This is a genomic window from Syntrophothermus sp., assembly GCF_013314835.1.
GTDB lineage: Bacteria > Bacillota > Syntrophomonadia > Syntrophomonadales > Syntrophothermaceae > Syntrophothermus > Syntrophothermus lipocalidus.
Map to the genome: position 1 here is coordinate 1 of NZ_JABUEX010000019.1, position 25,603 is coordinate 25,603.

Consider the following 25,603-nt stretch of genomic DNA (forward strand, 5'->3'; position numbering starts at 1 on the left):
TCAGGATGAGGCATAGAATACTACAGGTGAGGTCAGCATAAGGTGCTAATGGACTAACTTATTATAATTCAATATTATTATTTTAATATTATTTTGTTAATTAAATCTGCGTCAATCTGTGTCTCATTTTTTAAAAAATCTGTGTTCATCTGTGATAATCAGTGTGCATCTGTGGCTTGCTGTTTCCGTCTCTTGATCCACCCGCTGATTTTGCGCCCGTAGTCGTCGAATATCGTATATACCACCGGCACCAGGACCAGGGTAATCACCGTCGATGCCGTCAATCCCCCGATGACCACCGTCGCCAAGGGTGCCTCTAGTTCTCCCCCTTCACCCAAGCCCAAGGCCAGCGGGAAAAGGGCGATGATGGTACAGAGGGCCGTCATCAATACCGGGCGCAGTCTTACGGCCCCGGCTTCCTCTATGGCCTGGTTCCGCTCCATTCCCCGTTCCCGCAGGGTCTTGATATAGTCGACTAAAACGATGGCATTCGAGACCGCGATACCCACCAGCATGATGACCCCGATGAAGGCGACCACGTTGAAGGTTCTGCCCGTAACCGCCAGCCCGAAAGCCCCGCCGATGAAACAGGTCGGCACCGAGAACATGATAACGAACGGGTCGAAGAAAGATTCGTACTGTATGGCCATGACCGCGTACACCAGGACCACCGCCAAAAGCAGGGCGTACAAAAGGCTCTGGAAGGACTCCACCATCTCCTTGTTTTCCCCCGTGTACTTGACGGTGTAACCCGTAGGCAGCACCAGTTCTTTATCCATACGTTTTTGGATGTCCCGTATCACGCTGTTGAGGTCGCGTCCGGAAATGTTGGCCGTTATCTGGGCAGTTCGTACCTGGTGGATCCTGGTAATGGTCATCGGCCCCCGCGCCAGTTCGAATTCGGCTACCTGGCTCAAAGGCACCTGGGCACCACTGGTTGTGGTTATCATAAGTGAACCCAGTTCCGACAAGTCATCCCGAGCCGAGGGCTGGTAGCGGACGCGCACGTCGACTTCGTCCCCCTCCACCCGGTAGCGGGTGGCGACCGTGCCTTCGAAAGCAGCCTGCACCGTCTGCGCCACCTGGCCCGGCGTGATGCCGTAATAAGCAGCCTTGCGACGATCCACCTTGATCCTGACTTCGGGTTTGCCTTCCGTCAGATTCGATTGGACCTCCCGTGTACCTGCCACCGCGCGCACGATGTCAACCGCTTGGTCAGACAGCCCCTTGAGCACCTCCAGGTCGTCACCCGAGATCTCAATATTCACCGGCGTAGAAGAAGACATGCCGGTCATCATGGGGTCAACCTCGGTAACCGTGATCTTTGCCCCCGGAATATCGCCTGTCTTCTTCCGGATTTCTTCTGCAATCTCGGCCGTAGAACGGCTGCGCTGGCTTTTCTTGCAGAGCATGACCTTCAAGGTAGAGGTGTCCGTGCTTGAGGCCCCGGTCATGTACATCATGCTGCCTTCTGAGCCGACACTGGTAAACACCGTGGTAACCTCGGGTATTGCTTTGACCAGTGCCTCGACTTTGGATGCTACTCGGTCAGTCTCTTGCAGCACTGTTCCTTTATCCATTTCTATGGTGATACCTATCTGGCCGGCATCAGACTTGGGCAAAAACTCAGCTCCTATGAGAGGCACCAGGGCTACGCTTGCTACCATCAGCACTGTTACGGTAACCACTATCAGCCGCCTGTGCCCTAAGGCCCAGCGGATGACCCGACGGTAGCGCTCGCCCAGGCTGTCGAGGAAAAGATAGAGCCGTGCCAGAACACGACGGGGGCCGGATAAACCTTCTTCCGTTTTCACCTCATGCACGATGTCCCCGGTCATCATCCGGCTGGAAAGGAGGGGAATGATAGTGAGGGCCACCACCAAGGAGCTCAGTATCCCGAAAGAAACGGTCATCGCCAGCGGTTTAAACAAAATGGCGGAGATGCCTTCCACGAACACCACCGGGAAAAACACGGCCACCGTAGTGAAAGTCGCGGCCATAACGGCGTTGCCGACTTCGGACGCCCCCTCCACGGCGGCCTGAACTGCAGGTTTGCCGGCCTGGCGGTGGCGGAATATGCTTTCCAGGACCACGATAGAGTCGTCCACGATGCGCCCGATGGCCAGAGCCACCCCGCCCATAGTCACCATGTTCATGGTCATTTTAGAAAAATACATCAAAAGGAAAGTGGCAACCACCGACAGCGGTATAGAAGTTGCGATGACCAGGGTGCTGGGCACGCTGCGCAGGAACACGTAAATGACCAGCATGGCCAGGAGTGCCCCTTCCAGCATGGACCGCTTGATGGTGCCCATCGATTGGTTTATGAAATCGGCCTGGTCGAAGACCACCCCGACCTCAATGCCGCCGGGAATGGTCTTGCTCAGCTCCTGCAAGGTCGCTCGAACCTTCTCCGACACCTTGACCGAGTTGGCATCGGTCTGCTTCAGGATGTGGATGCCGATGCTGGGCTTTCCGTTTACCCGCGTGTACTGTTCCGCGTCTTTATAGCCGTCGGTTATCTCCGCTACCTGGGAAAGCAGCACATTGGCTCCCGCAGGGGTAGTAACGGCCACGTTCTCGATGTCATCGATGTTTTCAAACTGCTGCAGGCTGCGGATGAAAAGCTGCCGGTCGCCGTGGTTTACAGTCCCTCCCGCCAGGTTGAAGTTGTCGGCCCGTAGAACCTGGGTAATCTGGCTCATGGTCAGGCCGTAGTTGGCGAGCTTCACCGGGTCAACGTCCACTCTAACCTCACGGGTCAGTCCACCGGTTAGGACCACCGAAGCCACCCCGTCGATCCGCTCCAGCTCCGGCTTAATCTTGTCTTCCACCAGGTCCTGCAATTGGGCAAGATCTGTACCGCCGGTAACCCCTATCTGGAGGACGGGCATCATGGTGGGGTCCATTTTCACCACCGTCGGTTTATCTACCCCGTCCGGCAGGTAGGTCTCGATCAAGGCCAGCTTTTCCCTCATGTTAAGGGTCGCAAAATCCATATCGGTGCCCCAGTTGAAGCGTACAATGACGATGGACGAGCCCGGGGCCGACCTGGACTGTATCTCCTTCACGTTGGCCAGGGTGCCCATGATGCTTTCGATAGGCCGCGACACCTGGGATTCCACCTCTTCCGGGCCGGCCCCGGAGTAGGTGGTTATGACTGCCGCCACCGGCAGTTTAATGTCGGGGTAGAGATCCACCGCCAGCCGGGAAAAAGCCACGATGCCGAGGACTATCAAGACGCCTACCAAAATGGCTACGGTGACCGGGCGGTGAACTGCAAACCGCGAAAGCCTCACTTGTCAACGCCTCCTGCCACAACCTTTACCTTATCCCCGTCGCGGATGAGGGTCGATCCCTTTACCACAACCGGCTCGCCAGCTTTTAGCCCTTCCGTAGTCTCGGCCAGGTTTTCGTTCTCTATCCCTACGGTTACAGGTCTCTCATGGGCCATGCTCTTCGAGTCCACCACGTACACCACCCGGCGGGCTCCCTTGGCCACGACCGCCTCCTGGGGAACCGCCACTACCTGGCGCCTGACCAGGGTAGGAAGGTGCACCTCAGCAAACATCCCTGACCTCAAGATTCCTTTCGGGTTGTCGAGCAGGATCTTGACCGGATATGTCTTCATGCGGCTGTCCGCCGTCGTAGCCACCGTGTCGACCATTCCCGTGAACGGCTCCGGCGATGCCGCCTGCACGTAGACCTTAACCTGGGCTCCGGGCTTGACATAGCTTGCCTCGGCTTCGGCCACGTTCACCTGGACCTCGAGCCGGGACGTGTTCGAGACGACCGCCACCGGGGTCTGGGCTGTCACGCTGTCTCCAGCGCTTACGTTGACCGTTCCCACGGTACCGCCTACGGGAGACGGCACGTTGCAGTTGGCCAGGTTGCGGCGGGCGTTGTCCAGGTTAGCCTGGGCCCCGGCGATGCCGGCGTCGATCTGTTTCAAACCCGCCACCGCCGCTTCGTACTCGGTCTCAGCCCTTTCCAGGTCAGACTTGGACACAGCCCCCTGATCATACAAAAACCTGGTTCGATCCAGGGTCTGCTTCAAATTCGACAGCCGAACCTGGGCCCCTTCCCTCTGAGCCACGAGCCCTGCCAACTGGGCCTCGTAAGCCCGGATCTGGTACTCCAAGTCACCGGAATCAAGCCGGATCAGGGTCTGGCCCTGCGACACCCGGTCCCCCGGCTTGACCATGACTTCGACTACCTTCACTGCCCCGGCTGCCGCCGAGAGCTTGGGGTAGGCGACAGCTTCCTCTACTCCCCTCAAGGTTCCGCTGTATACCGCTATCTTCTCCACATCGGCCAGCCTGGCTTTTTCTACCTGAACCGGAATCTGGGACGGTTCGACCGCTTGCTCTTTTTTATTGCCGCAGCCGGCTGCTCCTGTGCCTAAAAGAACCAACACCGCCAGCCCGGCCAAGACCTTCCTAACCCTCTCCCACAACCCCTTCTCCACTCCTTTCTAGGATAAACCCTAATAAGCCACAGATACACACAGATTAACACGGATTTACACTGATGGGACTGCTAACACTGCAGGAAGATATCCATTGTTTGCATCTTAGATACCAGTTAGCTACAAGCAACAGTTGAAGACTTGTCCGCGTCGCCTGTAAGTTTTAGATGTGATTCCGGTGATTTTAAGTTCTTCATCTGTGTCAATCAGTGCCTATCAGTGTTCATCTGTGGTTACAAGCTTGTGTGCATCTGTGGCTTGTGGCTCTAGTTACTGCTCAGGCTCGATAGATACGCCCACGGTTTCTCGAAGGCCAGCTTCATGTAAGCGTGCTGGCAGGCCAGGTTGTAAGCGGTGTACTGAGCCTCAGCCAGCGACTTCTCGGCAGCCGCCACTTCCGCCGAAGTAGCCAGGCCCACCTCGTACTTCGCCTTCACCACCTTTAGGTTCTCCTGGGCCGCCCGCACCCCCTGTTCAGCCCCGGCGTATGATTCTTCCAGGTTCTTCACCCCGTAATACAGCGACCGGGTAATCCGCTCGAACATCTCCTTGGTCGTCAGGGCATCCAGCTCCGCCTGCTCGACCTCGATCTTGCGGGCCTGGTAGGGCCGGTACTCACCGGTGTACAGGGTCATGTCTTCCAGGTATTTCTTCATGGTCACGGTCTCCTGGGCCAGCCACACCGTCGGGCAGGACTCCAGGACCTTCTCCACCTCGTAGTCCAGGTTCGTGATCTGCAGGGCCTTGAAGTCCACCTTATCGGTGAGCACCGGTCGGTCTTCCGGCCACAGCCCGACCAGCTGGTTCAAAAGGACATACCCCTTATCTAGGTCATTTTGTGCTGCGTTCAGGGTCGCCTGGGCCGCCTGGTACTGCGCCTCCGCCGCCGTCAGGGCCGCCTGGGTAGCCATCCCCACGTTGTACAGGGCTCGGGCCACCTGCAGCTGCTTGCGCGCGTTGCTGAGCGACGCTTCTGCGGATTTCAGCTTCTCCTGGGCAGCCAAAACGTCGAAGTATTTTTTGCAGGTATCTAGAGCCACCTTATCCTGTTCTGCCGTCAGCGATTTCTTGCTCATGCGCCAGGAAAGATCAGCGCTGAGTAGCTGAGCCCAAGCCACCTCCACCAAGGCGTTCCCCGGGGGCTCGGTCGGAGTGTAGTCGAGCTGGTCTGAGCGGTAGTTTCTCCACTCCTCCGTCCGGTCCACTTCCTTGGTAGCCTTCTTCACGCTCTCCGACTGCGTCAGAGCGAGCTCGATGGCCCGGTTCAGGCTGAGCTCGGGAGTTGCCGGCTCCTTAGCCTGCGCCGCCTGCCAACCTCCTTGTGCCACCAGCAGGGCAAAAGCCAGCCCCAGGCCTAGGATCCCCTTGCCCACCCGTACCTTCCTCAACGACTTTAACCAACGCTTCATACTATGTATCCTCCCCTGTCCGAAATACAGTCCTCCTTACCGTTCAGTATACTCCCGACCGACCGACCGGTCAACCGGGTATCAAACAGAAAACCCGGCACGAGAACCAGGCGGGGCCATCCTTTTCAGTGAGTAATGACAATTAACTCCTCCATTGGATAATGCCTGCGATTGGCCGTTACCAGGGCCAGGTTGTTGAGTACGGCTACCGCTGCGATGAGGGTATCCGGCAAGCTCAGAGTAACACCTGCCCTTGCGTAAGTGTAGCGCCAGCGCCCGGCCAAGCGCGACGCTTCATAATCTATGGAATAGAATTTGAGGCTGGACAAGAAGCGTTCTACTCCCGGCAGTTCTTTTTCTTTGGCACCCGCAAAAACCTCGGCTACGGTTATTGGGCAGGCGGCTAAGCGAGCCTTTTCTGAGAGGACTTGCAAGAGAGCAAGGGTTTCTCTGTCGCCCCGCAAAAAATCAATCAGCGCAGTCGTGTCAAGGAGGAATGCCTCTACTCCTCGTTTACTTTTCACGCTCTGACCACCCGGACACCCTCTTGTCGGCTTCTTGCCGCAGGTTTCTCACCCATTTTTCAGTGCTCTCCCGGTCCCTAAATTCGGGGTATTCATCGGGTTTGAACAAACCATGAGCTTCTTTAAGAGCCTCTGCCTGCTTCAGGCGTAAGAGTGCTTCTTCGGTAGCCCTGATAATAAACTGGCTCTGTTTACCCTGTCGAACATACTTGCCTAAGTCACGGACAAGGGATTCGGGAAACCTAATAGCCTTAAGGCGCGTCTTTTCACGCATTCTAAAACCCCCTGGGTACATGTTATACAATAAGTATAACATGTATGGGGTGGTTAAGGAAGACACAGATAAGCAAACGATTTCCCCTTTGTACATACCCTAAGACCTTTCAGCGCAATCATAGTCCCATCATAGTCCGCACGGAAGTCATGTCTAGATTAGTTTGAGAATCTGCGCAAATCTGCGTCTCGGGATGAAAAAACCCGGGTCTTGTGACCCAGGTCCTCTTATTTTCGACCAGTTTTCGAGCAAATCGTGTCCGGTTTCCTCCCTAGTTCCCCATCTCTTTTCTTATGGCCAGCACCTCGTCCAGCGAAAGTCCGGTGATCTCGGCTACGTCTTCGGGCATTATCCCCTTCTTCAATGCCACCCGGGCAGCGTTCAAGGCTTTCTGACGCTCTCCCTCGATCTTTCCTTCAATTCTACCCTCTTTTCTTCCCTCTTCTCTTATCCACTGCTCAATCTGGGTCATCGTTACCACCTCCAGCAAACGTTTTTTCTGCGCCTCCGTCATGTACCTGTCGCTCAGCGCTATTATCGCGGCAAATACCAGGTTCTGCTTCTCGTCTCTTATTCTCTTCGCCAGCTCCGCCGCCTTTATCGCTACTTCCCCTTCCGCGCCATCGTGCTTCATCAAGGGAAGAAATATTAGCCTTACTATCTCAGCCCTGCTCAGTTCCTCTCCACGATCGATTCTCTCCCTTAGATATTCGTATTCTTTTTCCCCGTCCCAACTCTTCAGGTATACGTTCGTTACCCGATATACGAGAGACCCTCCGTCAAACCCAACCGGTGCTTCTTTAACCCTTCCTGAATATATTACGACCGTCCTTATTATTTCCCGATATCTTTCCAACAGTTTTAAGTCGTAACCGGCAAATCTCTCCATGTCAGCTCTGGTCGCTGCGGTCGTCTGAAACTCCAGGTGTAAAAGGCTGCCGTCTTCTAAGCGGAACAAAAAGTCTATCCGTTCTTCTTTGACCTCAGCTACCGGGATTACGGTGGGAAGCATATCTCGTATCGGCGGGAGGTCCAGTCCTATCGCTTTCAAAGCCTCACCCCTGAAGGCTTCGGCTGTGGCTTTTAAGACTACGTCATTCGCCTGGCGGCTTATACTCGGCTCCAGTTATCATCCCTCCCTGGTTATATTATAGCTCCCGCCCCCACGTGCGTCCACCTAGGTAGTTAGAGTTAGTAGTAAAGAAGACACAGTTATTAAGCGGTAACTAGGACCCATTTTGAGCCTGTGGATGACTTTCTCAATCGCTTGCTGGCCAAGACGCTTGCTGTGTATAATGGAGCCAAGGAGGAAATCACTGAATGGAGACTAGAATAAGCCGCCAGAGAGACGACATCATTCTTAAGGCCACAGCCGAAGCCTTCCGCGGGCAGACCCTGGAGGCTATCGGTCTCGATGTTCCGCCCATAGTCGATATGCTCCCGACCGTACTGCCCACCGCTGAAGTTAAGGAGGAACGCGTGTGATTTTCTTTTTCGCCTGGCAGATGAAACTCTCTTGCACCTGGAATTTCAAACGTCCCCAGCAACCAGAAATGATCTTCACCGCTTCGCAGGCTACGATCTGAAACTGCTTGACCGCTACTGGCGTACTATAAGAACCGTGGTAATATATTCGGGCCGAGTAAAAGAAGCACAAGACGGATTTGAATGCGGCTCACTGGTATACAAAGTAAAGAACGTCCACTTAAACCGTCTAGATGGAGAAGAGAACTACCGACACCTAAGCCAGAAGATTGAAAGCGGGGAAGAATTGAGCAAAAGCGAGGTGGTGCAGCTGATATTTCTTCCTTTGATGAAACATGAGGAAAGCGAGGGAGAAATGGCATTAAAGGCGGCGGCACTGGCCAAGAAAATAAGGGACGACAAGCAGAATTTGGTGTTTGCTGCTATTATAGCTTTGAGCGACAAATATATGACAGACGCTCAGAAAGAACGTTTATTGGAGGTGATAGCGATGACCCAGATTGAACAGTGGATAAAAGAAGAAGGCAGAAAAGAAGGGAGAATTGAAGGCAGAATAGAAGGGAGAATAGAGGGGAGAATTGAAGGAAAAATCGAGGCAAAGATAGAAACTGCCCGGACAGCTCTGAAAAAAGGGTTTTCGCCCGAGGACGTGGCCGAAATAACCGGCCTTCCTTTGAATGAAGTGTTAGTGCTCAAGCGCGAGCTAGGAAATTAGATCATTAGCAGTCCCGAATCCCCGCCGGCGGTCGCGCCCCTCCAGAAAAACTCAACACAAGAACCTTCCCGCTGGGAACTTTAATGATGATCTGCGTCCAACGTCTGCGTAAATCTGCGTCTAAGGATAAAAGAAGGCCCGGATCGATGGATCCGAGCCTTTCTTTTTGCCGTTTAGGCTGTGGACTTACTCCTAGTACTCGATGCTGATGGCCTGAGTAGCGGCGTCATAGGTTACCTTGGCGCCGAAGGCTTCGAGTACGGGCCGGATAGGCAGCATGGTGTAGCCGTCCTTGGCCTCAGGAGCAACGTCCATGGTCGCTACCTGTACGCCGTTCACATACAAGGCCTGGCTGCCGAGTACGACCTGAACGATGGTGCTATCCTTCTTCAGGGTCGCTTTCTTGGTAGCGCTGTCCCAATAGATGTTGGCGTCATCGATGCCGATGGCGTTGCCGCAGAACCTGAGCGGCAGGTAAGTCCGCCCGTTCTTAGCATACGGAGCAACCGGCATGCTGACGGTCGAGCCGTTCAGCGTGTAGCTGGCTTGGCCCAGAGTGAACACCGCACTGCCCTTGGTCTGACCAGGAGCCGGGGTGATACAGATAGCATTGACAACTTCGAGCGCCGTCTCAATGGCCGGGAACATTCCTGCATCTGCACCACTCGCGTCGAACGTATAATCAGCATCGGCATCATTGTTAAGATCAATTCCAAAGTCTCCGACATCTGCATCGGCGTCTGTAAACTCATCCTCTATTTTGTCCATGTCATTAACTTCATTTACTGCGTCACCTTGCACCTTCACTTTGACATTTCCTTCCTCGACTGTACGGTCCACATCGTATTTGATGCCGCTGATCTGTATCTCGCTCGCAGTTGTACTCTCGCCCGTAATGGGAATTGTCAGCACTCCTTCGTCCGCATCCACGTTCCGTTCGTCAATCTCTAGGTCTCCCTTAATAACGCTAACCGTCGGAGCTTCGCTAAACTCGCATCCGGAAGGAAGTAATATAATCAGGTCTTTATTCGCCGCAAGAGCGCCAGCCTGGTTTTCTACAAGTACTATATCGCCAGCCGCCTGGTTTTGGATACCGATCTTAACTTCAGGCTTGGAAATGTTACCCGAAGCCAGCGGAGCTTTAATGTCTGCTACGACTAGCCCCTTCTTATCCGCTCCTGCTGTTCCACTTATATCGACCTTCAGTTCACCACTTGCATTAACTGCTAGGTTTACCGTAGCATTCTTGAATCTCAATACGCCACCCTTAGTCTCACCATCGGACGTATCGTTTACCGTGTATCTTATGGTTCTTCCATCGGTTCCAATTATACGAACGTTCGCCTGGTCGACCCCGACTCGTTCTTCATCAACGTCAGGAAGCTCAGCCCACTTCGCATTGGCAGGTAAGGTTATGGTAATAGTCTTACCATTTACAAGCGACTCGGGCGCGTTTTCCGAAATGACTATATCGCCTATTTCTTGCTTGACCTTACCAGCTACTACCGTGGTCTTGTTTTCAACGGTAACCTCTACCCCAGTCTCGCTGTATCGCGCGACCGTCAAACTTGAAGGAGTAACCGAGGAATCACCGCTGATGCTGACATTAACATCACCGTAATTCGCCTTGGTTTCGTCAACAACTATATCCGCTGTGATATCAATGATGGATCTACTGTGGGTCTCAGATAGGTCGTCCACAATTAAGTAGAGGTAACGGGCATTGTTGCCATCATGCTGTACATCACATTCGATGTTGCCAGTAATTACCTCGCACGACTCGTTGTCCCAAGTAAACCCGTTAGGCAAAACCAGCTTGACGCTTCTGTCGCCCTGTTCGAGTCCGTCTCCGACGTTCTCAGTGAGCCTAATCGTAACGGAGCCGCCGCTTTCGGTGATAGTATCTACTGACAGCGTCTCCGCAGTAACTGTTGCTCCCGTAGCTTTACCAACCACTACTTCTCCGCTACTGAGCTGGCCAGACAGCTTACTGATCTTCAAGGTAACGTCCCCACTGGCACAGCCCTTTGCGTTGACCTGGAGTTGGAGGGCATACTTGAATTCCAGCCCGGCATTGCCCGCGCCCGGTGAAATGGTAATCTTGTACGTGTACTCATTTACTCTGGCTAGCGATATGTTACCTCCACTCCAGCCGTCTGTTAGGTTTTGGTAATCATTCACGGCAGTGATCTCTAGCTTATTCCCTCCGGAATCCCTAACTTCAATCAGTGCTTCGCTAGTACTTGCTAGCAACGGATCGATACTGATCTGCGCATAACCTAAATTCTGCGTGGCAGCCCCGCTAGTTGAGGGATCGAAGGTAGCCGTGGTGGCTGCGCTGTACGTTGTCGCCGCGCTTGCTGTCGGTATTGCTACGAACAGGGTTGCCAGCATGGTGAGTACTAGTAATAGAGCTAGTTTGCTGTTTCTTGCTTTACGCAATTAGTTTCCCTCCTTCTTTTATGTTGCTAGGTGGTCTTGAGGCGGAAGCCTCCGTAGAGAGGTGATCATCGAGTGCTAACCCGATAGAAGCCGCTTTTTCTTGTCCATCCCTCCCTTTCTAGCGTGCAGCCGTTCGCGTGTGCTGGTGTGACTGGGCTGTGATGCCTGGGATACGGCTGTCTGTATTAGTTAGACACGGAAGGGGGTGAAAAAGTTCCCGGGGCCGGAGGGAATTTTTTGGATTACCATTAGCCACAGGATTGAGCCACAGATAAACACAGATGAGCACTGATTTACACAAATTTTTTGACTTTAATTTATAATGGGAGTTCGGGTGTTCCGGCACAAAAGTGCAGCGCGCTTCCTTAGCACAGAACATCGCTATTAGGAAATGCTATTTCTGAGTTCTGATCTGTTTTTACCTGTGCCCATCAGCGATAATCTGGGTGCATCTGTGGCTGCGGTTTCATGATACAATGTATTTATGACATGCTTCCACAAGAGGTAACAAGCATGATTAAGACCCTGACGACTCACGGCAACAGCGCCGCCCTTATCATTGATAAGGCCGTACTCGAACTGCTAGACATCAACATGAAGACGCCTCTGAAGATCGCGACCGACGGCAAGGGCCTGATTATATCGCCCTTACCTGATGCTGAGCGCGACCGGAAGTTCGAGGAGGCATTGACTCGAGTAAATGCCCGGCACGGCAAGACCTTGAAAAGGCTGGGGGAATAAGCTGTTATAGTAATAGTAGAATAGTAGGTCTGCCGGCACAGAGACTTTAAGTGCGGGCTCTCGCAGCGCGCTGCTGAGGGGAAATGCCGTTATTATCTCGTGATTTTCTTATCAATTAGGTTATCTGTGTCCATCCGTTAACATCCGTGGGTATCTGTGGCTCAAATTGAAGGAACTTTTTGTGAAATATGTGTGTCTAAATACATAGCCGGGGTTGCCCGGCGTGTCAGGAGTGTCTGACGTTGGGTAAATACAATAATGAAGCTAAGGACCTGGTGAAAAAGGCGCAAGCTGGAGACCTGCGAGCGTTCGAGAAGCTGGTCGTCTCTTACCAGGATAAGGTGTTCAGCCAGTGCTACCGGCTCACCGGGAACTACGACGATGCCCAGGACCTGGCCCAGGAGGTTTTCGTCCGGGCCTACCGGGGGATAGGGTCTTTCAGAAGCGACGCGGACCTCGGCACCTGGCTGTACCGCATAGCGGTGAATCAGTACCTGAACTCCCGGCGTCGGGAGAAGGATAATGTAATCTCCCTGGATGAACCGGTGGATACCGGGGACGGTGAGGTGGCTCGCCAGGTGGCAGCGGCTGAGGAGGATCCCCTAGAAGCGGTCGAGCGGGGAGAACTGCGGGAACTGGTCTTGGAGGGGCTGAAGAAGCTGCCCTTCGAGTTCCGCGTAGCCCTGACCTTGAGGGAGTTCGAGGGATACAGCTACGAGGAGATAGCAGAGATGATGGAGTGCTCGGTGGGCACGGTAAGGTCGAGGCTTAACCGGGCAAGAAAGGCTTTACGGGACTTTCTAGGGCCACAGATATAAGGATTAGACGCAGATTAACGGCCACAGATGAACACTGATTAGCACAGATTTACACAGATGTCTTATGGAATACTTATGTGAAGACATTACGCGAAAAATAATAGGGTGTGCTTATTATGAACTGTGTCGATGCGAGACAACTTTTTTCGCCCTGGTTGGACGGGGAGCTCGACGAGGCTTCTGCCGTATCCTTGCGCCTGCACCTGGAAGGGTGTGGGGAATGCAGTCGGGAACTGGCCCTGTGGGAAGACATGTCCCAGGCCTCGAGGCAGGCCCGGCCCGACGCGGTGGCTCCGTCCGGTTTTTCCGAGCGCGTGATGGCCAGGATCGGGGAAGAGGCCGCGGCCGTGGAGCCTCGGAAAGCCAAGGTCAAGTTTGTGGCCTTCAGACGCTGGAAGGAACTCGTGGCGGTAGCGGCGGCAGCGGCGGTGCTCGTTTTCGGCTGGTGGGCAGTAAAGCCTGATGTCCCGCATCGTCCTGGTGAAGTTGCCCATGAGACGGAGAAACCCCCGGCAGAAGTTAAGACGGCGGATTCAGGCGATTCAGATGGATCGGGATCGGTTCAGCAGTCGGGCAATGCGTCAGAGCCTTCTGTCAAGCCGGGTAGCAGCGCACTTGGGCCGGAGAACGGAGCAGCGTCCCAAGAAGGGCAAACGTCTGTTGTGAATCCTGGGCAAACAAGTGCTCCGGTCAAGCCATCGGGGACAACCACCCAGACTCGGGTGTTTCTCAATAAGGAGCGCAAGATAACTAGCACCCTGGTCCGTTTGTCGGTTGCAGATCTCGTTACGGCCCAGTCGCAGGCGCTGGCCATAGCTACCCGCTACGGAATCAAACCGGAGCTGGTGGCCCAGCAGTCAGCCGGAAGCGAGAAATGGATCGTGTACCGAATGCTGGTGGATCCCGCTCAGGCGGAAGCCCTGGAAGACGCGGTTATGGGACTGGGTAAGGTGGTCGACTACCAGGAAGAGACCCGGGACGTGACCCAGGAGTTCGCCCGGACCTTGGAGCAGTACCGGGGCCTTACCGCCCAGCTCGCCGCGACCGAAGATGCCTCACAGAAGAGGGAGCTTGAAGCGAAGATTAAGGACCTGGAGGAGCAATTGGTTTCCTGGGATAACGCCTCCAGCTATCGCGTCATAGTCCTGTGGCTGCAGTAACGCCCGCGAAGGGCGTTTTTTTATGATCTCCCTATAATATCTTCCTAACTAATACAAGCCTCTCGCCCTCTTGATTGGGTCGCGCAAATATTTTTTGCGCGGCACCATGGAGCACTCTTTTGATGAGAGTACCATTCCCCGGAGTTTCGATTGTCACGTATTTTTGTACGTGTTACAATTAGCTTACGAGGTGAAGCGTGCGAAGACATACTCGTCAAGGGAACTGATCCGCTTGATACAGCAAGCCGGTTGGATGATGGTCAGAATCAGCGGCAGCCACCATCAATTCAGGCATCCGACAAAACCTGGATTAGTTACCATCCCTCATCCGAGAAAAAGCCTGCCTGTGAAGACAGTCAAGAGTATCTTAAAACAGGCGGGCTTAGACGAGTCATAACACGCAATAATTAGAAAAGGGGGACTCAACCATGGGTAAGGACAAATATGTATATCCTGCCATCTTTGACTATGCAAATGACGGCATATCAGTAGAATTTCCCGACTTGCCCGGATGCTACACGTGCGGCGATACTGACGAAGAAGCCCTGTATATGGCAAAAGAAGCGTTAGCCCTTCACCTTTATGGGTTGGAGGAAGACGGTTGCGCCATACCCGATCCCAGCCCCGCAAACACGATAAAAGCGGAGCCCAACCAGGTGGTGGTTCTTGTTGAAGCTTGGATGCCGCCTTTCCGTGACGAAATGAAGCACCGATCTGTCAAGAAAACATTGACCATACCCAAGTGGCTTGACGACCTGGCTCGGGAACATAACGTGAATTTTTCGCACTTACTGCAAAATGCTTTGAAAGAGTATTTGGGTCTTAACGAAAAACAGCCGTGAGTAACCGGCATGGGAAATAGGCTACTCGTTGATGCGTCGAAAAAGTAAACCTGAAGGACTACTCTTCTGGCCCATATGATTGGAGTGTGTTATTTGGCTAGACTCGATCGAAAGCCAGCCAGGCTGAGCATTTCTGCGGACCAATTGAACAGATTGCTCGATTTTATTCGTAGGTTGTAAAGGGCTGCGAAACGGGGACTGAGATAGTGCCAGGCAAGCCCTGCCTCACAGGGAGTTCGAGCGGGCGCATAAAAAAAGGAAATCGCCTCCGTCTCTTTCACGAAGGCGACTTTTCACTAACAACTCACTTGGCCCGTCCCGTTTCTTCGCGTGTATTTATTTGCAAAATGCCTGTTTTCCAAAGTGGTGGTACTGTGTTAATGCTACTCGAGGGTCTTGCATAACCCCAAAAAACAGAACTAGAAACAAGTAACAAGCAGTAACTGGCTCTGAAGCAAGCAGAAAAACCCAGCACAATATTGCGAATGGATACATCAGGCCACCGCTCGACGAATGACCTTCAGCTCCCATTGGTTATCCACATATCTGGCATCGAACTTCAGGAAAACAGCTCCCAGGTTTCCAAACCATGATGTAGCTTCGATAACTGCTCTATCTTCATTGAACTCCTCCACGTCGACCCAAAGTAATGTACCATTCTTTGCAGACACACGTCTTCCCTGCTTGTCGAAATTGAACTTGCTGGTGTCGTCTTTTATCTTTTCAAAGTCGTAGACGTGAGGGGACAAATCCTTCAGTCCTGCCATCACCGCCAGTTTGCCCTCCGAAGTCAACCCTTCCAGGGTCTCCAACTTTACCGCAATGAACTGGCTACCGCCGTTTTCTTCTGCGAATACCGCTTTCATGGCGGCGAGGTATAGGTCTATTCTCTTTTGTTCTGTTTGAGTAAGCGCCTACCCGGGGGACTCTTCTACATCTTCAGAGGAGCTGACCGTCGTGCAGCCACCCGAGAATAGTAGAAAGACTGAGAAGAGGGATATCAAAAGGAGAATACTCCTTTTCATGTTCCGGTATCTGCCTCCTGTACTCCGTTGGTATTTCTTTATAGTACGCGGCTTGATGATGAAACTTTCACCTCCCGTCGCTAACGCCTTTGGTTACTTTCATCATAACTAACGGAGTAGGTTATTGTCAGTGGTCGTACAAAAATTTCTCTCGATTTACGTTAGTTATCTATCGCCCGGCATTAGTTTTGGATACAATAGCAATAGGTGCAGGTATGATGGTAGGTGATCGTATACGTGAAAGGAGAAGTGCTGCTGGACTAACACAAAAGGAATTGGCGCAAAAATCAACGTTTCATCCCAGGTGGTATCTACTTGGGAACGCTGCTACACCGACCCTGATTATGATGATATAGCCCGGTTAGCTGAGGCCCTGAGCACTTCTGCTGATTACTTGCTTGGCCTGACAAACGACCGTTCCCCACCGGCCAGAGCAAACCGGAGACGTATACAGTGTCCCAATCACTGCCAGAGGGCGTCTTTGGTTTCCCAAGCGCGGATAGTTCACAACGGTTTCGCAAACCTAAACCGCCTCGTGAAAGTAAAGAACCTGAAAAGACTTCCGAACCCGACCCCTCCACCCCCGCCTGGTGGTACAGGGATACACCGCCCACGGATGTAGAACTGGATGAGTTTTTGAAGACAGCCCGGATCTGGTTCATGGGGCAGCGGCTGACGGAAGATGACATAGAAGAAGTAAAGGACTATCTCAGGCTGAAGTGGGAGAGGGAGAAGAGGAAGCGGGAAAGGGAGAAGGAAAGCGAACAACCGTCTCGGAAGGAGGAACAATAAGGCGTGAAGGACAGTAAACAGATAATTGAATTTAAGTTTGAAACACCACCAGAGTACCGTCGCGTCCATGCTACTGGCTTTTGGGGCATAACACATCCCGCTGGAGAACTCTTATTCGACATCATAGAAGATGTCCCTGAATATCCAGACGTTGTGCGCTTAATACTCCCCGACAATTTAGAAGAACGTGAACCAGCGAGCACTAACACAACTAGGGTCAAGCGAATACGCCATATTGGGGTAATCTTGCCGATGTCGTCAGTACCTGACATTATTAAGTGGTTACAGGAAAGACTGGACGAGTTTCAAGCGAGCCAACAGCAAGAAAACAAACGATAGCTTCTGGTTTTCCGTTAGTGTAACAAAGAAGATTGGCAACCTGCCCTTCCCAGTAGCATAATACAAGTAAAGGGGGATTAACATAGTGGATGATATCCTGAACAACTGGTCATCTGCTAGAAGACAGATATGGTCTACGGCTGGACTATCGGATAGTCGCAAAAGGGAAAGTACTGTTGGAGTGAACTTTATTCTTGCTAGGACGTTTGAGGTGACGGGTACACCCCCATTCGTCCCCGGTCTGTCGTCCCCTTATACCATACCAGATTCCGGGAGGGGTGATAGCGAAGTGACACTGAAACATTTAAGAGAATACTTCCTAAACAATAACTTGGGCACTGAAGAAGACTTGAAGGAGTTCCTAGCCGAATTGTTCGATATTCTAGAAGGCTACCCTGCTGATGAATGGGTAGCACACCTAAGGCAATTTTTGGAGGACTGGGAGGCTACGGCAGAACTATGCCTTGACAAAGACGCTCTCGCCGAATTGCATGAAGCCAGAGAGAGCATACTGCGGGGCGAGACTATAAGATGGATACCTCCGACAGATATGTGATTGAATTTACTTCTAGCAAGGTGGAGAAAAACTACCTAGGCCTCCCGCAGGATGAAAAAAGGCGTATCGATAGGGCATTTCAGGAACTGTCCAAGTTCCCTTTTCGCAGCCCTTCCAGACATATCAGGAAGCTTAGAGGCAAGTGGGCCGGGCACTATCGTTGGGATATCAATAGTATGCGCATAATCTACACCATAGATAATGTCAGAAAAACGGTCTACATCGAAAGAATAGAACACAGAAAGGATGCTTATAGATAGCAAAACCGACAACCTGCTACTGCTAGCGTAGCAGGTTTTATCATGTCTAACCTTTGCGACATTTTTCGACACCTTCTCCGAGGACAAGCAGGTGTTCACCATGAAAAGAGATTACATAAACCAAGCCGTTCAGTATCTAGTCGGCGAGCAGGAAACCAATGACCCGTATCGCCTGGCCCGACAGATGGGAATCGAAGTAGACGAACACCCCTTCGAGCGAATCAAGGGCATCATACTTGATATAGCCGGGCAGGTCACGATCATCCTTAATTCCAACCTCCCTGAGCGGCTAAAGCAGGTGGTTCTCGCCCATGAATTAGGCCACCTGGTCCTGTCCCCAGGCGGCCACGGCTATTTCTGGATAGCCGACCACACTCTCATGGAGTCGAAGATGGAATATGAAGCGCACATGTTTGCGGTTGAGTTGTTGACCTGGGGGGAGGGGCCGGAGGAAGATGAAACCCTAGAGCAGTTTGCGGCCAGTGTAGGCGTGCCGGTGGATATGATAAGGTATCGGGTATTTGGGCAATTATGAAAGGAGATGGTTGTGTGGGGTTCAAAGAAGACATACTTAAGCTGTCAGCTCAGGTTGGAGAACGCAAAGACCACGTAACCAACGAGGAGATGACCAAGAACGCGTTGGTTCTGCCGTTTATCCAGACACTGGGGTTCGACGTATTTAATCCCTTGGAGGTTAAGCCGGAATACTATGCCGCCTTCGGCGGCGGGAAGAACGCCCGGATAGACTATGCGATATGCAAAGACGATAGCCCTATCATGTTTTTCGAAGTCAAGCCAGTAGGAGATTCTCTGAAAGGACACCACTCGCAGTTAAGGGCCTACTTCAATGCCACACCTACCGTCCGAATAGCTGTCATCACTAACGGAATTACATACCGCTTCTATACCGACTTTGACGAACCCAATATCATGGATGACGAACCATTTTTTGAGTGCACTATTACTTGCCTGAGCCAAGAAGACATTGATACATTGATGCACTTCCGGAAAGAATCCTTTGATGTGCAGGCGGTCCGCAGTTTCGCAGAGGAGTTGAAATTTACCAACGCTCTTACTTCTAAACTAGAATCGATATTCAAGGACCCACCAGATGAGTTCGTTAAGTATCTATTGAACGATGCCAGCATCTCCGGCAAGTTATCTAGAATTACCCCGGCTGTTATTGAACGCTTTCGCCCTATAGTTAAGCGTTCAGTTTCACAAGCCCTTGTCAGTCTTGTCCAAAAAGGCTTGGCTGCCCCAAGCTCAGGATCAACCGAAAAAGAAGCCGATACATCAGAAAAGGAACCAGAAAGGAAAATAGCTACAACAGCAGAAGAATTGGAAGCATTTGAATTAGTAAAGGCAATCCTTGCCGAAAACGGGCGCGATATAAGCGATATCCAGTATAAGGACACAACGGCGTACTTTTCCATTAACTATCGCAGCCCGTCCCGCTGGATAATAAGATTAATGCTGGGCGGAAGTAAGAATTATGTGTATCCGAACCTACCGATTGAGGAAGTCCGCAATTTACTTGCTGACACCTCCATGAGTATTGAAGAGGTCAAGGCCTATGGCACCAATAGGATTATTATTAACGATATCGGTGAACTGAAAAGGCTAGAACGTTTGTTGATAAAATGTTACGATGCAGTCTCTAGCAGTAACTAAAGTAAGATGAAAGGGAAGGCCCGATGAAGAAATGTCCTGACGGCCGAAGAGGTGCGGATTATTGGGTTGTGCTGGAGGCTAGGATAAAGAAGAAGTGATGAAGCCTCACGATAACATATCGAAGGAGAGGCATGAATAGGTACGATAACCTCACTAATTCCAGTAAATGGCGATCAATGTGTCTAAATTATTTATAGCATTTTATAGCATTTTATAATACAGTTATAGAGAGGAGAAGAACCCTGATGGGAGGTTTCCCTGAACAATGGATAATAGGGTGCGTACGAAAAGGGTGGCTTGATTTTTCGGACCATGCTAAGTGCAGAATGATAGAACGGACTATAGACAAAGAGCAGGTCATTGAATGTATTCTACGTGGCAAGGTAATAGAGTTGCAAACGCAATTCGACGATATCCATGTGTTATTTCAAGAGCCAACAACTGGAAGGCCAGAAATTTATGTAATCGTTGCTGCTGCCTATCCTTTCCCATTGGTAGTATCGGTATGCAGGACCATTGATGAGGTTTGGGAGTATCACAATGGGTATCTAAAGAGGAGGAAACGAAAATGACAAAAAGAACGTGCTTCATGTGCGGCACCGAGATGGAAGAAAAAACTATATCGACACAAGCTGGCTGGGGTAAATATACGCTGACTATAGAAGGTGTAAATGCGTTCGTGTGCCCTGAGTGCGGGGAAATAGTTTACCCGTTCGAAGAGATTAATATGCTAATGGAGCTAGGGAAAAGTCTGGCAAGTTTAAGGCCAGAGGAAAGGCCAGATTTATTAAATGTTACTGAGGTGGCAGACTTACTGAGGGTCAGTAATCAGACTGTTTACAATATGATACGAGACGGGCGTCTTAAAGCTGTAAAAATAGGTCGTGAATGGCGATTTATGAGGAAAGACATAGAAAGCATCATAAATTCTACTAGCAATTCCCTTCTGGCGGCACGGAACTTTAACGGAAAAAACCTAGAAGGAGACAAAGAAATTATCCTGCGTCATCTAAACCAACAAACATAGAGGTGGAGCTATGATTCGACTTTCACAAGCCGAGATTTACGCTCGGGAACTTTTACAACTGCTGAACATAGATAGTGTCCCGGTAGATCCGTTTCAGATATGCAAACACTTCAACATCGAGGTTTGCTATGAACCCCTCCGCCAATGTGAGGCTGTATTACTCATTCAAAGCGGGGCTAAGAAAATCATTCTCAGCGACAGTACCCCTTACCACCTCCGTCAGAAGTTTTCGCTCGCACATGAATTGGGACACTACTATATGCCCCATCACGAGCTGCTTATAATCGGCTGCTCTGCATCGGATCTTATGACGTTTGAATCCAACCCCAGCACAATGCAGGAATGGGAGGCAAATGTATTTGCCAGCGAGCTACTTATGCCACATCATCACATAGCAAAGGACGCCAAGGCTTATGAGTATAGTGCTGAATCGGTAAAGGAAATCGCCGATAAATATGAAGTATCGATAACGGCGGCAGCTGTCAGGCTACTTCAGGTTACGCCAGACAGTGCCGCCATAGTTTTATCTGCAAATGGACAAATAAAGTGGTTCAAGAAATCCCAAAACTTTCGCTATTACATCAGAGCTACAAAGACGATGGATCCTGCTGCTCACATTTATGACTTTTATAGCAAGGGTGCTGCAAGCGAGTTATTAAAACAAACACGTGCCAGCATCTGGCTGGAAAATCCGAAAAACCTGGACTATGTAAATGAACAATCCATTATCATGCCTTCGTTAAACGCTGCACTTACCATCCTGACCATTCCGTTCGATGAGGATAACAACGCTCTTTAACAAGAAGGGGTGCTCACAAAGTACCCTGGCCACTTATGAGAACGAAGGGAGAAAGAAATAACATGAAGAAACGTCCAGACGGTCGATACCAAGCCAAAATCACCCTGCCCGGCGGAAAGACTAAATTCGTTTACGGGCGCACTATCCGGGAAGTAAACGAGAAGAAAGAAGCCTTAAAGATGCAGTACGCCCCAGGTGTTGTTCCCGACAGTAGTAAAATCACACTCCAGGAGTGGGCGGAGAAGTGGTGGAAGACTGTCAAGGAAGGCAAGACAGGGAACAGTTCGCAAGAAGGCTACCTGCTGGCGCTGAACAAATACATATTCCCCGCTCTGGGGAATATGAAGCTCAAAGATGTGAGGCCCATCCATGTCCAGAACCTCATCAATCAAATGGGCGAACAAGGCAAATCAAAGAGCCTTCAGCGGCAGGTCCTGGTGGCCCTAAACGGGATGTTCAAGTACGCGGTCCGCAACGGGCTGATAAGTGGTAACCCGGCCCAGTACACGGAATACTATGAGGTGCCGGCGAACGAACGGCAAGCTTTGACGCCTGCACAGGTAGCGGAGCTCCTGGAGGCATGCAAGGGGACCAGAGCGGAACTCGCCATCCACCTGGCCTTGTACTGCGGCTTGCGTCGGGGCGAGATAGTGGCTTTGAAGTGGTCAGACTTAGACGAGAATACGCGGACCATCCACGTGAAAAAGGCGGTGGAGTTCGTCAACAACCAACCTAAAGAGAAATCTCCAAAAAGCAAAGCGGGGGAAAGGATTATTCCTGTTCCCCCGCATCTTTGGGACATGCTCCAGTCTCAGCCTAAGAAGTCCATGTTTGTTATTCCCTCCGCCCAGGGGACACAGATGACCAAGACGGCAGTCAGGCGACTACTTGAACCCATACAGAAGAAAGTTAGTTTTTATTTTACCTGGCACATGCTGCGGCATACTTATGCCACCACGCTTGATAAAATAGGCATACCCCCAAAAACCTGCCAGTACCTCCTTGGCCATGCCGACCTGTCTACGACTAAGGACATTTACACCCACATTCAGGACGAGCATATCACCCAGGCCGCACGTCAGATTCAGAATATTTACCACCTGAGCAAGTCATAAAATCAAATCAGGTGCTCCTAATCAAGTGCTCTTTCGAACGGTTGTTCTGACTACTTTTTGACTACCTGACTACTGATAAAGTACGATATTTTGCGATAAAAATTGGTAAATTTGAAACATTAAAAAACCCCTCCAACTTCGGAGGGGTCTTGGTTTTCCCTGGTGGGCCATCGGCGACTCGAACGCCGGACACCCTGATTAAAAGTCAGGTGCTCTGCCTACTGAGCTAATGGCCCGCTTGAATTTGAGTGGCTGGGGTGGCTGGATTCGAACCAACGAATGCCAGAGTCAAAGTCTGGTGCCTTACCGCTTGGCTACACCCCAGTGTTTCTGACGATAGTAAATATATAAGAATTCGGGGCAGATGTCAAGGAGATACCGCCCGAAACCTGTTTTAAAAAGCATCGATTATGTGTTATAAAGTAAAAAGACCGGGGCAGTGCCAGACACTGGTTTTTGAAGCAGTTTTTTAACGTTCTGCGGTTGATTGAAGGTCACCCACAGACAGCATCTGTGTTACACTGGAAAAATCAGTGTTCATCTGTGGCTAGAAATCAAAAGGGCTGGGGAAGATGAGGGGGAAAAGAGGAATGAAAACCGTGGCTTTAGTTAACTTTAAGGGCGGGGTAGGGAAAACCACTTTGGCCGCTAACTTGGGTGCCGGGTGCGTTGCCGCCGGCAAGAAGGTCCTCCTGATCGACCTCGACCCCCAGGCCAACCTCACTTTCTCTTTCTTCAGCGTCCCTTTCTGGGATAGGAACCTCCGGGAAAAAAGGACGATAAAACGCTGGTACGACGAGTTTATTAGATCAGGCAAGGAGCTGCCCTTGGACGAGATATGGGCGGAGCCGGAACGCGAAATTATCAGCAACACCGGGTTTTTGAAGCTGGTTCCCTCTCATCTCACCTTGTTCGAGATCGACATAGAATTGGGAGGAGCCCTGGCCGGGGCATCGGAACGCCAGAGCCAGGCCAATTTCCTGCGGGTGCTTTCCCGGCTCAAACGGGCACTGGAGCAGATGCCGCCCTGGCGCTTCGACGTGGCCATCATCGACTGTCCCCCGGCCTTCAACATTATCACCCAGACCGCGGTTGCAGCGTGCGATTACTACATCATCCCGACCAAGCCTGACTACCTCTCAACCTTGGGGATGGAGACTCTACTTGGCCACGTACAGTTCCTGGTAAACCGCTACAACCTGTACGCAGAAAAAAGCGATGGTGCTTACCAGCCGATTAATCCTGTTTTGGCTGGAGTCGTGTACACTATGGTCAGCTTCCGCTCCAAAGAACCGTACTCCGCGCAGCGCACTTACATGAACCGGGTAGAAAAAGAGCTCGGTCTACCGGCTTTCAAAAGCTACGTCCGAGAGAATAAGACGATGTACGCCGATGCCCCTGAGTACGGCATCCCCGTAATTCTGGGCAAAACCGCCAACCCCACCCAGCGTGAGGTCAAAGAGGAATTGGAAGCGTTAGTAGCTGAGTTTATGGAAAAGTGTGGGATTTAGAGCCACAGATTAACACAGATTAACACAGATTAACACAGATAAGCACAGATTAACACAGATTATCATCGGATTACCGTAGATGGTCACAGATTATTATAGATTGTCGCAGATATTACACATCCCCACGACACTTGAAAGTGTCACCAGTGGCGAATGAAAACCGGGCCGTTGTAATATATGATGGAAAATTCTTGGTTATAAGACCATCTGTGTTCATCAGCCCGGCACTCAGCTGGCCGAAATTGCAATGTGTCAGCTTGTCCCGATAACGCTGTTCACTAATCAGGGCTTGAGCTGAGTTCCGGGTCTGTAGCTATCTTCGGGGCAGGTGATGAGATGAAGAAAGAGGAACTTATTAAAGCTCTCAGCTTCTTGAGCGACATCCTGTCGCAGATGACCGACGAAGAATTCCGGGCCTTAGTCCAGGGAAAACTGCGCTGGGTCCTCGAGGAGAAGGAAAAGCCAAAGGAAAAAGCGGAAAAACCGGCCGCTGCCGAGGGGAAACCGGACTTTGCCGACATCGAAGCTTTCTTAGCCACCGTCCGGGATGAGGCCGAGGCCCGTGCTTTTCTGGCCGCTCACCCGTCGACCAAGACCAATGCCAATCTTTTGGCCCTGGGCCGGGCCTTAAAAGCGCCGGTTAAAAGCAGGCAGCGCAAAGACGAGCTCATCCAGGCTATCGTGCGCCACACCGTGGGGCGAAGGCTGCAGAGCGAAGCCATATCGCGCGTCACCGCCCACGAAGGCCATACCACTTAGACGCTGAATAACTCGGATCGCCATGACACCATTGTGGCGCTGCCAGTTAGATTTAGATACGGGTAGAATATGCAAAAGCTGAAGGAGTGATTGCATTGGACGTAGCGAATACGGGAAAAGAGAGAGAGAACCATGCCAACCTGCTCCGCCTGGAAGTCAAGCGCTTGACGCTCGAACTTCGCAGGCTCGGTGCCAGTAAGATACTGCTCTTCGGTTCCATGGCTCGCGGTCGCCTGGACCTTTTCACCGATATCGATCTCCTCGTTGTCATGCACAGCAATTTGCCGTTCGTCGAACGGTGCGGCTGGGTCTACCAAAAGCTCATGCCCCGGGTTGATGCCGATATCATAGTCTATACCGAGCAGGAGTTTGAATCATTAAAAGACAGCCCCTTTTTAAAAAAAGCTCTCGCTGAGGGAGTGGTGTTGTATGAGGCGAACCCCGCTTGAGGAAGGATTAAGATGGTTGGAACAGGCCAACGAAGATCTTAAGTGGGTACAGTTGCTTGCGCGCGAGGGCGGGTATCACCTTGCCTGTTTTCTCTCGCAGCAAGTGGTCGAAAAGGCCTTAAAAGCGTTCCTTTATGCGCAAGGAGAAGAATTAGTAGTGGGACACTCGGTCGATTCCCTGCTTGCTCGCGCTAGTAAATACGAACCCCGCTTTGAAGAGAAGCGTTCTTTCTGGTCTTGTCTTGACGGCTATTACATCGCCACCCGTTATCCTAACGGTCTGCCGGACAGCATTCCAGCACGCGTCTTCAACGCGAGACTGGCACAGGATGCTGTGGAGCTGGCACAAGATGCCGTCGCCTTCGTAGCCGGATTGTTGATCGTTCCCTAGTCGTGGTCCTTGTGCGTGCCACGGGGGG

At 51.6% G+C, this 25,603-nt stretch carries 29 protein-coding genes and 2 tRNA genes; 21 read left to right on the forward strand and 10 right to left on the reverse strand.

What is annotated here, in order from left to right:
- Positions 1-158 precede the first annotated feature (158 nt).
- The 6 genes from HPY90_RS07405 to HPY90_RS07430 form a co-directional block, all read right to left on the reverse strand.
- Positions 159-3,299 carry an efflux RND transporter permease subunit gene (locus HPY90_RS07405; protein ID WP_287193041.1) on the reverse strand — a complete coding sequence of 1,047 codons (3,141 nt, stop codon included), beginning with the start codon at positions 3,297-3,299 and terminating at the stop codon, positions 159-161.
- Entirely contained in the window at positions 3,296-4,456 is a 1,161-nt protein-coding gene (locus tag HPY90_RS07410) for an efflux RND transporter periplasmic adaptor subunit (protein WP_287193044.1), read from the reverse strand. Before HPY90_RS07410 ends, HPY90_RS07405 begins: the two co-directional genes overlap by 4 nt.
- A 278-nt stretch (positions 4,457-4,734) precedes the next feature.
- The gene (locus HPY90_RS07415) at positions 4,735-5,877 is read right to left on the reverse strand and encodes a TolC family protein (RefSeq protein ID WP_287193047.1); all 1,143 of its coding nucleotides are present in this window, start codon (positions 5,875-5,877) and stop codon (positions 4,735-4,737) included.
- Between the two features lie 125 nt (positions 5,878-6,002).
- The gene (locus tag HPY90_RS07420; protein WP_287193049.1) at positions 6,003-6,401 is read right to left on the reverse strand and encodes a type II toxin-antitoxin system VapC family toxin; all 399 of its coding nucleotides are present in this window, start codon (positions 6,399-6,401) and stop codon (positions 6,003-6,005) included.
- Complete coding sequence (locus HPY90_RS07425; protein ID WP_287193052.1) at positions 6,391-6,675, reverse strand: hypothetical protein; 285 nt, start codon at positions 6,673-6,675, stop codon at positions 6,391-6,393. Before HPY90_RS07425 ends, HPY90_RS07420 begins: the two co-directional genes overlap by 11 nt.
- Before the next feature lie 271 nt (positions 6,676-6,946).
- Positions 6,947-7,726 carry an RpnC/YadD family protein gene (locus HPY90_RS07430; protein ID WP_287193055.1) on the reverse strand — a complete coding sequence of 260 codons (780 nt, stop codon included), beginning with the start codon at positions 7,724-7,726 and terminating at the stop codon, positions 6,947-6,949.
- Positions 7,727-7,995: 269 nt separating this feature from the next.
- Between HPY90_RS07430 and HPY90_RS07435 the strand changes: the two genes are divergently transcribed.
- Together HPY90_RS07435 and HPY90_RS07440 are read left to right on the forward strand one after the other, a co-directional pair.
- A complete protein-coding gene (locus tag HPY90_RS07435; RefSeq protein ID WP_287193058.1) occupies positions 7,996-8,160 on the forward strand; it encodes a hypothetical protein in 165 nt (54 codons plus the stop codon).
- Positions 8,161-8,191: 31 nt separating this feature from the next.
- Positions 8,192-8,875, forward strand: a complete 684-nt coding sequence (locus tag HPY90_RS07440) for an RpnC/YadD family protein (protein WP_287193060.1) — start codon at positions 8,192-8,194, stop codon at positions 8,873-8,875.
- Between the two features lie 192 nt (positions 8,876-9,067).
- Here the strand turns inward: HPY90_RS07440 and HPY90_RS07445 are convergent, their stop codons facing one another.
- On the reverse strand, positions 9,068-11,317 hold the full coding sequence (locus HPY90_RS07445; RefSeq protein WP_287193063.1) for a copper amine oxidase N-terminal domain-containing protein: 2,250 nt from the start codon (positions 11,315-11,317) through the stop codon (positions 9,068-9,070).
- Positions 11,318-11,830: 513 nt separating this feature from the next.
- On the opposite strand from HPY90_RS07445, the gene HPY90_RS07450 reads away from it, so the two are divergent.
- The 5 genes from HPY90_RS07450 (at position 11,831) to HPY90_RS07470 (ending at position 14,878) form a co-directional block, all read left to right on the forward strand.
- Positions 11,831-12,058: an AbrB/MazE/SpoVT family DNA-binding domain-containing protein gene (locus HPY90_RS07450; RefSeq protein ID WP_287193065.1), complete on the forward strand. Its 228-nt coding sequence runs from the start codon at positions 11,831-11,833 to the stop codon at positions 12,056-12,058.
- A 242-nt stretch (positions 12,059-12,300) separates the two neighbouring features.
- Entirely contained in the window at positions 12,301-12,876 is a 576-nt protein-coding gene (locus HPY90_RS07455) for a sigma-70 family RNA polymerase sigma factor (protein WP_287193068.1), read from the forward strand.
- Positions 12,877-12,992: 116 nt separating this feature from the next.
- The gene (locus HPY90_RS07460) at positions 12,993-14,036 is read left to right on the forward strand and encodes a zf-HC2 domain-containing protein (RefSeq protein ID WP_287193071.1); all 1,044 of its coding nucleotides are present in this window, start codon (positions 12,993-12,995) and stop codon (positions 14,034-14,036) included.
- Between the two features lie 106 nt (positions 14,037-14,142).
- Positions 14,143-14,433, forward strand: a complete 291-nt coding sequence (locus HPY90_RS07465; protein WP_353733644.1) for a type II toxin-antitoxin system HicA family toxin — start codon at positions 14,143-14,145, stop codon at positions 14,431-14,433.
- 31 nt (positions 14,434-14,464) lie between these two features.
- Entirely contained in the window at positions 14,465-14,878 is a 414-nt protein-coding gene (locus HPY90_RS07470) for a type II toxin-antitoxin system HicB family antitoxin (RefSeq protein WP_013176121.1), read from the forward strand.
- 494 nt (positions 14,879-15,372) lie between these two features.
- Here the strand turns inward: HPY90_RS07470 and HPY90_RS07475 are convergent, their stop codons facing one another.
- On the reverse strand, positions 15,373-15,744 hold the full coding sequence (locus HPY90_RS07475) for a hypothetical protein (protein ID WP_287193076.1): 372 nt from the start codon (positions 15,742-15,744) through the stop codon (positions 15,373-15,375).
- A gap of 612 nt (positions 15,745-16,356) precedes the next feature.
- Here HPY90_RS07475 and HPY90_RS07480 point away from each other — a divergent pair.
- From HPY90_RS07480 to HPY90_RS07525, 10 genes are all read left to right on the forward strand, one after another.
- Positions 16,357-16,695 carry a hypothetical protein gene (locus tag HPY90_RS07480; protein WP_287193079.1) on the forward strand — a complete coding sequence of 113 codons (339 nt, stop codon included), beginning with the start codon at positions 16,357-16,359 and terminating at the stop codon, positions 16,693-16,695.
- A 3-nt stretch (positions 16,696-16,698) separates the two neighbouring features.
- Positions 16,699-17,034, forward strand: a complete 336-nt coding sequence (locus HPY90_RS07485; RefSeq protein ID WP_287193082.1) for a hypothetical protein — start codon at positions 16,699-16,701, stop codon at positions 17,032-17,034.
- A 289-nt stretch (positions 17,035-17,323) separates the two neighbouring features.
- Positions 17,324-17,590 carry a hypothetical protein gene (locus HPY90_RS07490; RefSeq protein ID WP_287193085.1) on the forward strand — a complete coding sequence of 89 codons (267 nt, stop codon included), beginning with the start codon at positions 17,324-17,326 and terminating at the stop codon, positions 17,588-17,590.
- The gene (locus HPY90_RS07495) at positions 17,566-17,850 is read left to right on the forward strand and encodes a type II toxin-antitoxin system RelE family toxin (RefSeq protein WP_287193087.1); all 285 of its coding nucleotides are present in this window, start codon (positions 17,566-17,568) and stop codon (positions 17,848-17,850) included. Before HPY90_RS07490 ends, HPY90_RS07495 begins: the two co-directional genes overlap by 25 nt.
- Positions 17,851-17,950: 100 nt before the next feature.
- On the forward strand, positions 17,951-18,385 hold the full coding sequence (locus tag HPY90_RS07500) for an ImmA/IrrE family metallo-endopeptidase (RefSeq protein ID WP_287193090.1): 435 nt from the start codon (positions 17,951-17,953) through the stop codon (positions 18,383-18,385).
- 14 nt (positions 18,386-18,399) lie between these two features.
- Positions 18,400-19,524, forward strand: coding sequence for a type I restriction endonuclease (locus HPY90_RS07505; protein ID WP_287193093.1), 1,125 nt, complete (start codon positions 18,400-18,402; stop codon positions 19,522-19,524).
- A gap of 245 nt (positions 19,525-19,769) precedes the next feature.
- Positions 19,770-20,096, forward strand: a complete 327-nt coding sequence (locus HPY90_RS07510; protein ID WP_287193095.1) for a DUF4258 domain-containing protein — start codon at positions 19,770-19,772, stop codon at positions 20,094-20,096.
- Positions 20,093-20,551 (forward strand): helix-turn-helix domain-containing protein, encoded by a 459-nt coding sequence (locus HPY90_RS07515; RefSeq protein WP_287193098.1) that lies wholly within the window; start codon positions 20,093-20,095, stop codon positions 20,549-20,551. The genes HPY90_RS07510 and HPY90_RS07515 overlap by 4 nt, the downstream gene beginning before the upstream one ends.
- A gap of 10 nt (positions 20,552-20,561) precedes the next feature.
- Complete coding sequence (locus tag HPY90_RS07520; RefSeq protein ID WP_287193101.1) at positions 20,562-21,350, forward strand: ImmA/IrrE family metallo-endopeptidase; 789 nt, start codon at positions 20,562-20,564, stop codon at positions 21,348-21,350.
- Positions 21,351-21,412: 62 nt separating this feature from the next.
- Complete coding sequence (locus HPY90_RS07525) at positions 21,413-22,465, forward strand: site-specific integrase (RefSeq protein WP_287193106.1); 1,053 nt, start codon at positions 21,413-21,415, stop codon at positions 22,463-22,465.
- Positions 22,466-22,625: 160 nt separating this feature from the next.
- On the opposite strand, the gene HPY90_RS07530 is transcribed toward HPY90_RS07525, so the two are convergent.
- Together HPY90_RS07530 and HPY90_RS07535 are read right to left on the reverse strand one after the other, a co-directional pair.
- Positions 22,626-22,701, reverse strand: a tRNA-Lys gene (locus HPY90_RS07530).
- Positions 22,702-22,714: 13 nt separating this feature from the next.
- Positions 22,715-22,789, reverse strand: a tRNA-Gln gene (locus tag HPY90_RS07535).
- 266 nt (positions 22,790-23,055) lie between these two features.
- On the opposite strand from HPY90_RS07535, the gene HPY90_RS07540 reads away from it, so the two are divergent.
- From HPY90_RS07540 to HPY90_RS07555, 4 genes are all read left to right on the forward strand, one after another.
- A complete protein-coding gene (locus tag HPY90_RS07540; protein ID WP_287193110.1) occupies positions 23,056-23,976 on the forward strand; it encodes a ParA family protein in 921 nt (306 codons plus the stop codon).
- Between the two features lie 336 nt (positions 23,977-24,312).
- Positions 24,313-24,735 carry a hypothetical protein gene (locus HPY90_RS07545; RefSeq protein ID WP_287193113.1) on the forward strand — a complete coding sequence of 141 codons (423 nt, stop codon included), beginning with the start codon at positions 24,313-24,315 and terminating at the stop codon, positions 24,733-24,735.
- 86 nt (positions 24,736-24,821) lie between these two features.
- Positions 24,822-25,184, forward strand: coding sequence for a nucleotidyltransferase domain-containing protein (locus tag HPY90_RS07550; RefSeq protein ID WP_287193116.1), 363 nt, complete (start codon positions 24,822-24,824; stop codon positions 25,182-25,184).
- Complete coding sequence (locus HPY90_RS07555) at positions 25,165-25,575, forward strand: HEPN domain-containing protein (protein WP_287193119.1); 411 nt, start codon at positions 25,165-25,167, stop codon at positions 25,573-25,575. Before HPY90_RS07550 ends, HPY90_RS07555 begins: the two co-directional genes overlap by 20 nt.
- Positions 25,576-25,603: the final 28 nt, after the last annotated feature.

Excerpts from the sequence above, each read along its gene's own strand:
- HPY90_RS07415 (WP_287193047.1), bottom strand. The coding sequence starts at position 5,877 with ATGAAGCGTTGGTTAAAGTCGTTGAGGAAGGTACGGGTGGGCAAGGGG.
- HPY90_RS07425 (WP_287193052.1), bottom strand. The coding sequence starts at position 6,675 with ATGCGTGAAAAGACGCGCCTTAAGGCTATTAGGTTTCCCGAATCCCTT.
- HPY90_RS07435 (WP_287193058.1), top strand. The coding sequence starts at position 7,996 with ATGGAGACTAGAATAAGCCGCCAGAGAGACGACATCATTCTTAAGGCC.
- HPY90_RS07450 (WP_287193065.1), top strand. The coding sequence starts at position 11,831 with ATGATTAAGACCCTGACGACTCACGGCAACAGCGCCGCCCTTATCATT.
- HPY90_RS07460 (WP_287193071.1), top strand. The coding sequence starts at position 12,993 with ATGAACTGTGTCGATGCGAGACAACTTTTTTCGCCCTGGTTGGACGGG.
- HPY90_RS07465 (WP_353733644.1), top strand. The coding sequence starts at position 14,143 with ATGGAGCACTCTTTTGATGAGAGTACCATTCCCCGGAGTTTCGATTGT.
- HPY90_RS07470 (WP_013176121.1), top strand. The coding sequence starts at position 14,465 with ATGGGTAAGGACAAATATGTATATCCTGCCATCTTTGACTATGCAAAT.
- HPY90_RS07475 (WP_287193076.1), bottom strand. The coding sequence starts at position 15,744 with ATGAAAGCGGTATTCGCAGAAGAAAACGGCGGTAGCCAGTTCATTGCG.
- HPY90_RS07495 (WP_287193087.1), top strand. The coding sequence starts at position 17,566 with ATGGATACCTCCGACAGATATGTGATTGAATTTACTTCTAGCAAGGTG.
- HPY90_RS07500 (WP_287193090.1), top strand. The coding sequence starts at position 17,951 with ATGAAAAGAGATTACATAAACCAAGCCGTTCAGTATCTAGTCGGCGAG.
- HPY90_RS07510 (WP_287193095.1), top strand. The coding sequence starts at position 19,770 with ATGGGAGGTTTCCCTGAACAATGGATAATAGGGTGCGTACGAAAAGGG.
- HPY90_RS07515 (WP_287193098.1), top strand. The coding sequence starts at position 20,093 with ATGACAAAAAGAACGTGCTTCATGTGCGGCACCGAGATGGAAGAAAAA.
- HPY90_RS07520 (WP_287193101.1), top strand. The coding sequence starts at position 20,562 with ATGATTCGACTTTCACAAGCCGAGATTTACGCTCGGGAACTTTTACAA.
- HPY90_RS07525 (WP_287193106.1), top strand. The coding sequence starts at position 21,413 with ATGAAGAAACGTCCAGACGGTCGATACCAAGCCAAAATCACCCTGCCC.
- HPY90_RS07540 (WP_287193110.1), top strand. The coding sequence starts at position 23,056 with ATGAAAACCGTGGCTTTAGTTAACTTTAAGGGCGGGGTAGGGAAAACC.
- HPY90_RS07545 (WP_287193113.1), top strand. The coding sequence starts at position 24,313 with ATGAAGAAAGAGGAACTTATTAAAGCTCTCAGCTTCTTGAGCGACATC.
- HPY90_RS07555 (WP_287193119.1), top strand. The coding sequence starts at position 25,165 with ATGAGGCGAACCCCGCTTGAGGAAGGATTAAGATGGTTGGAACAGGCC.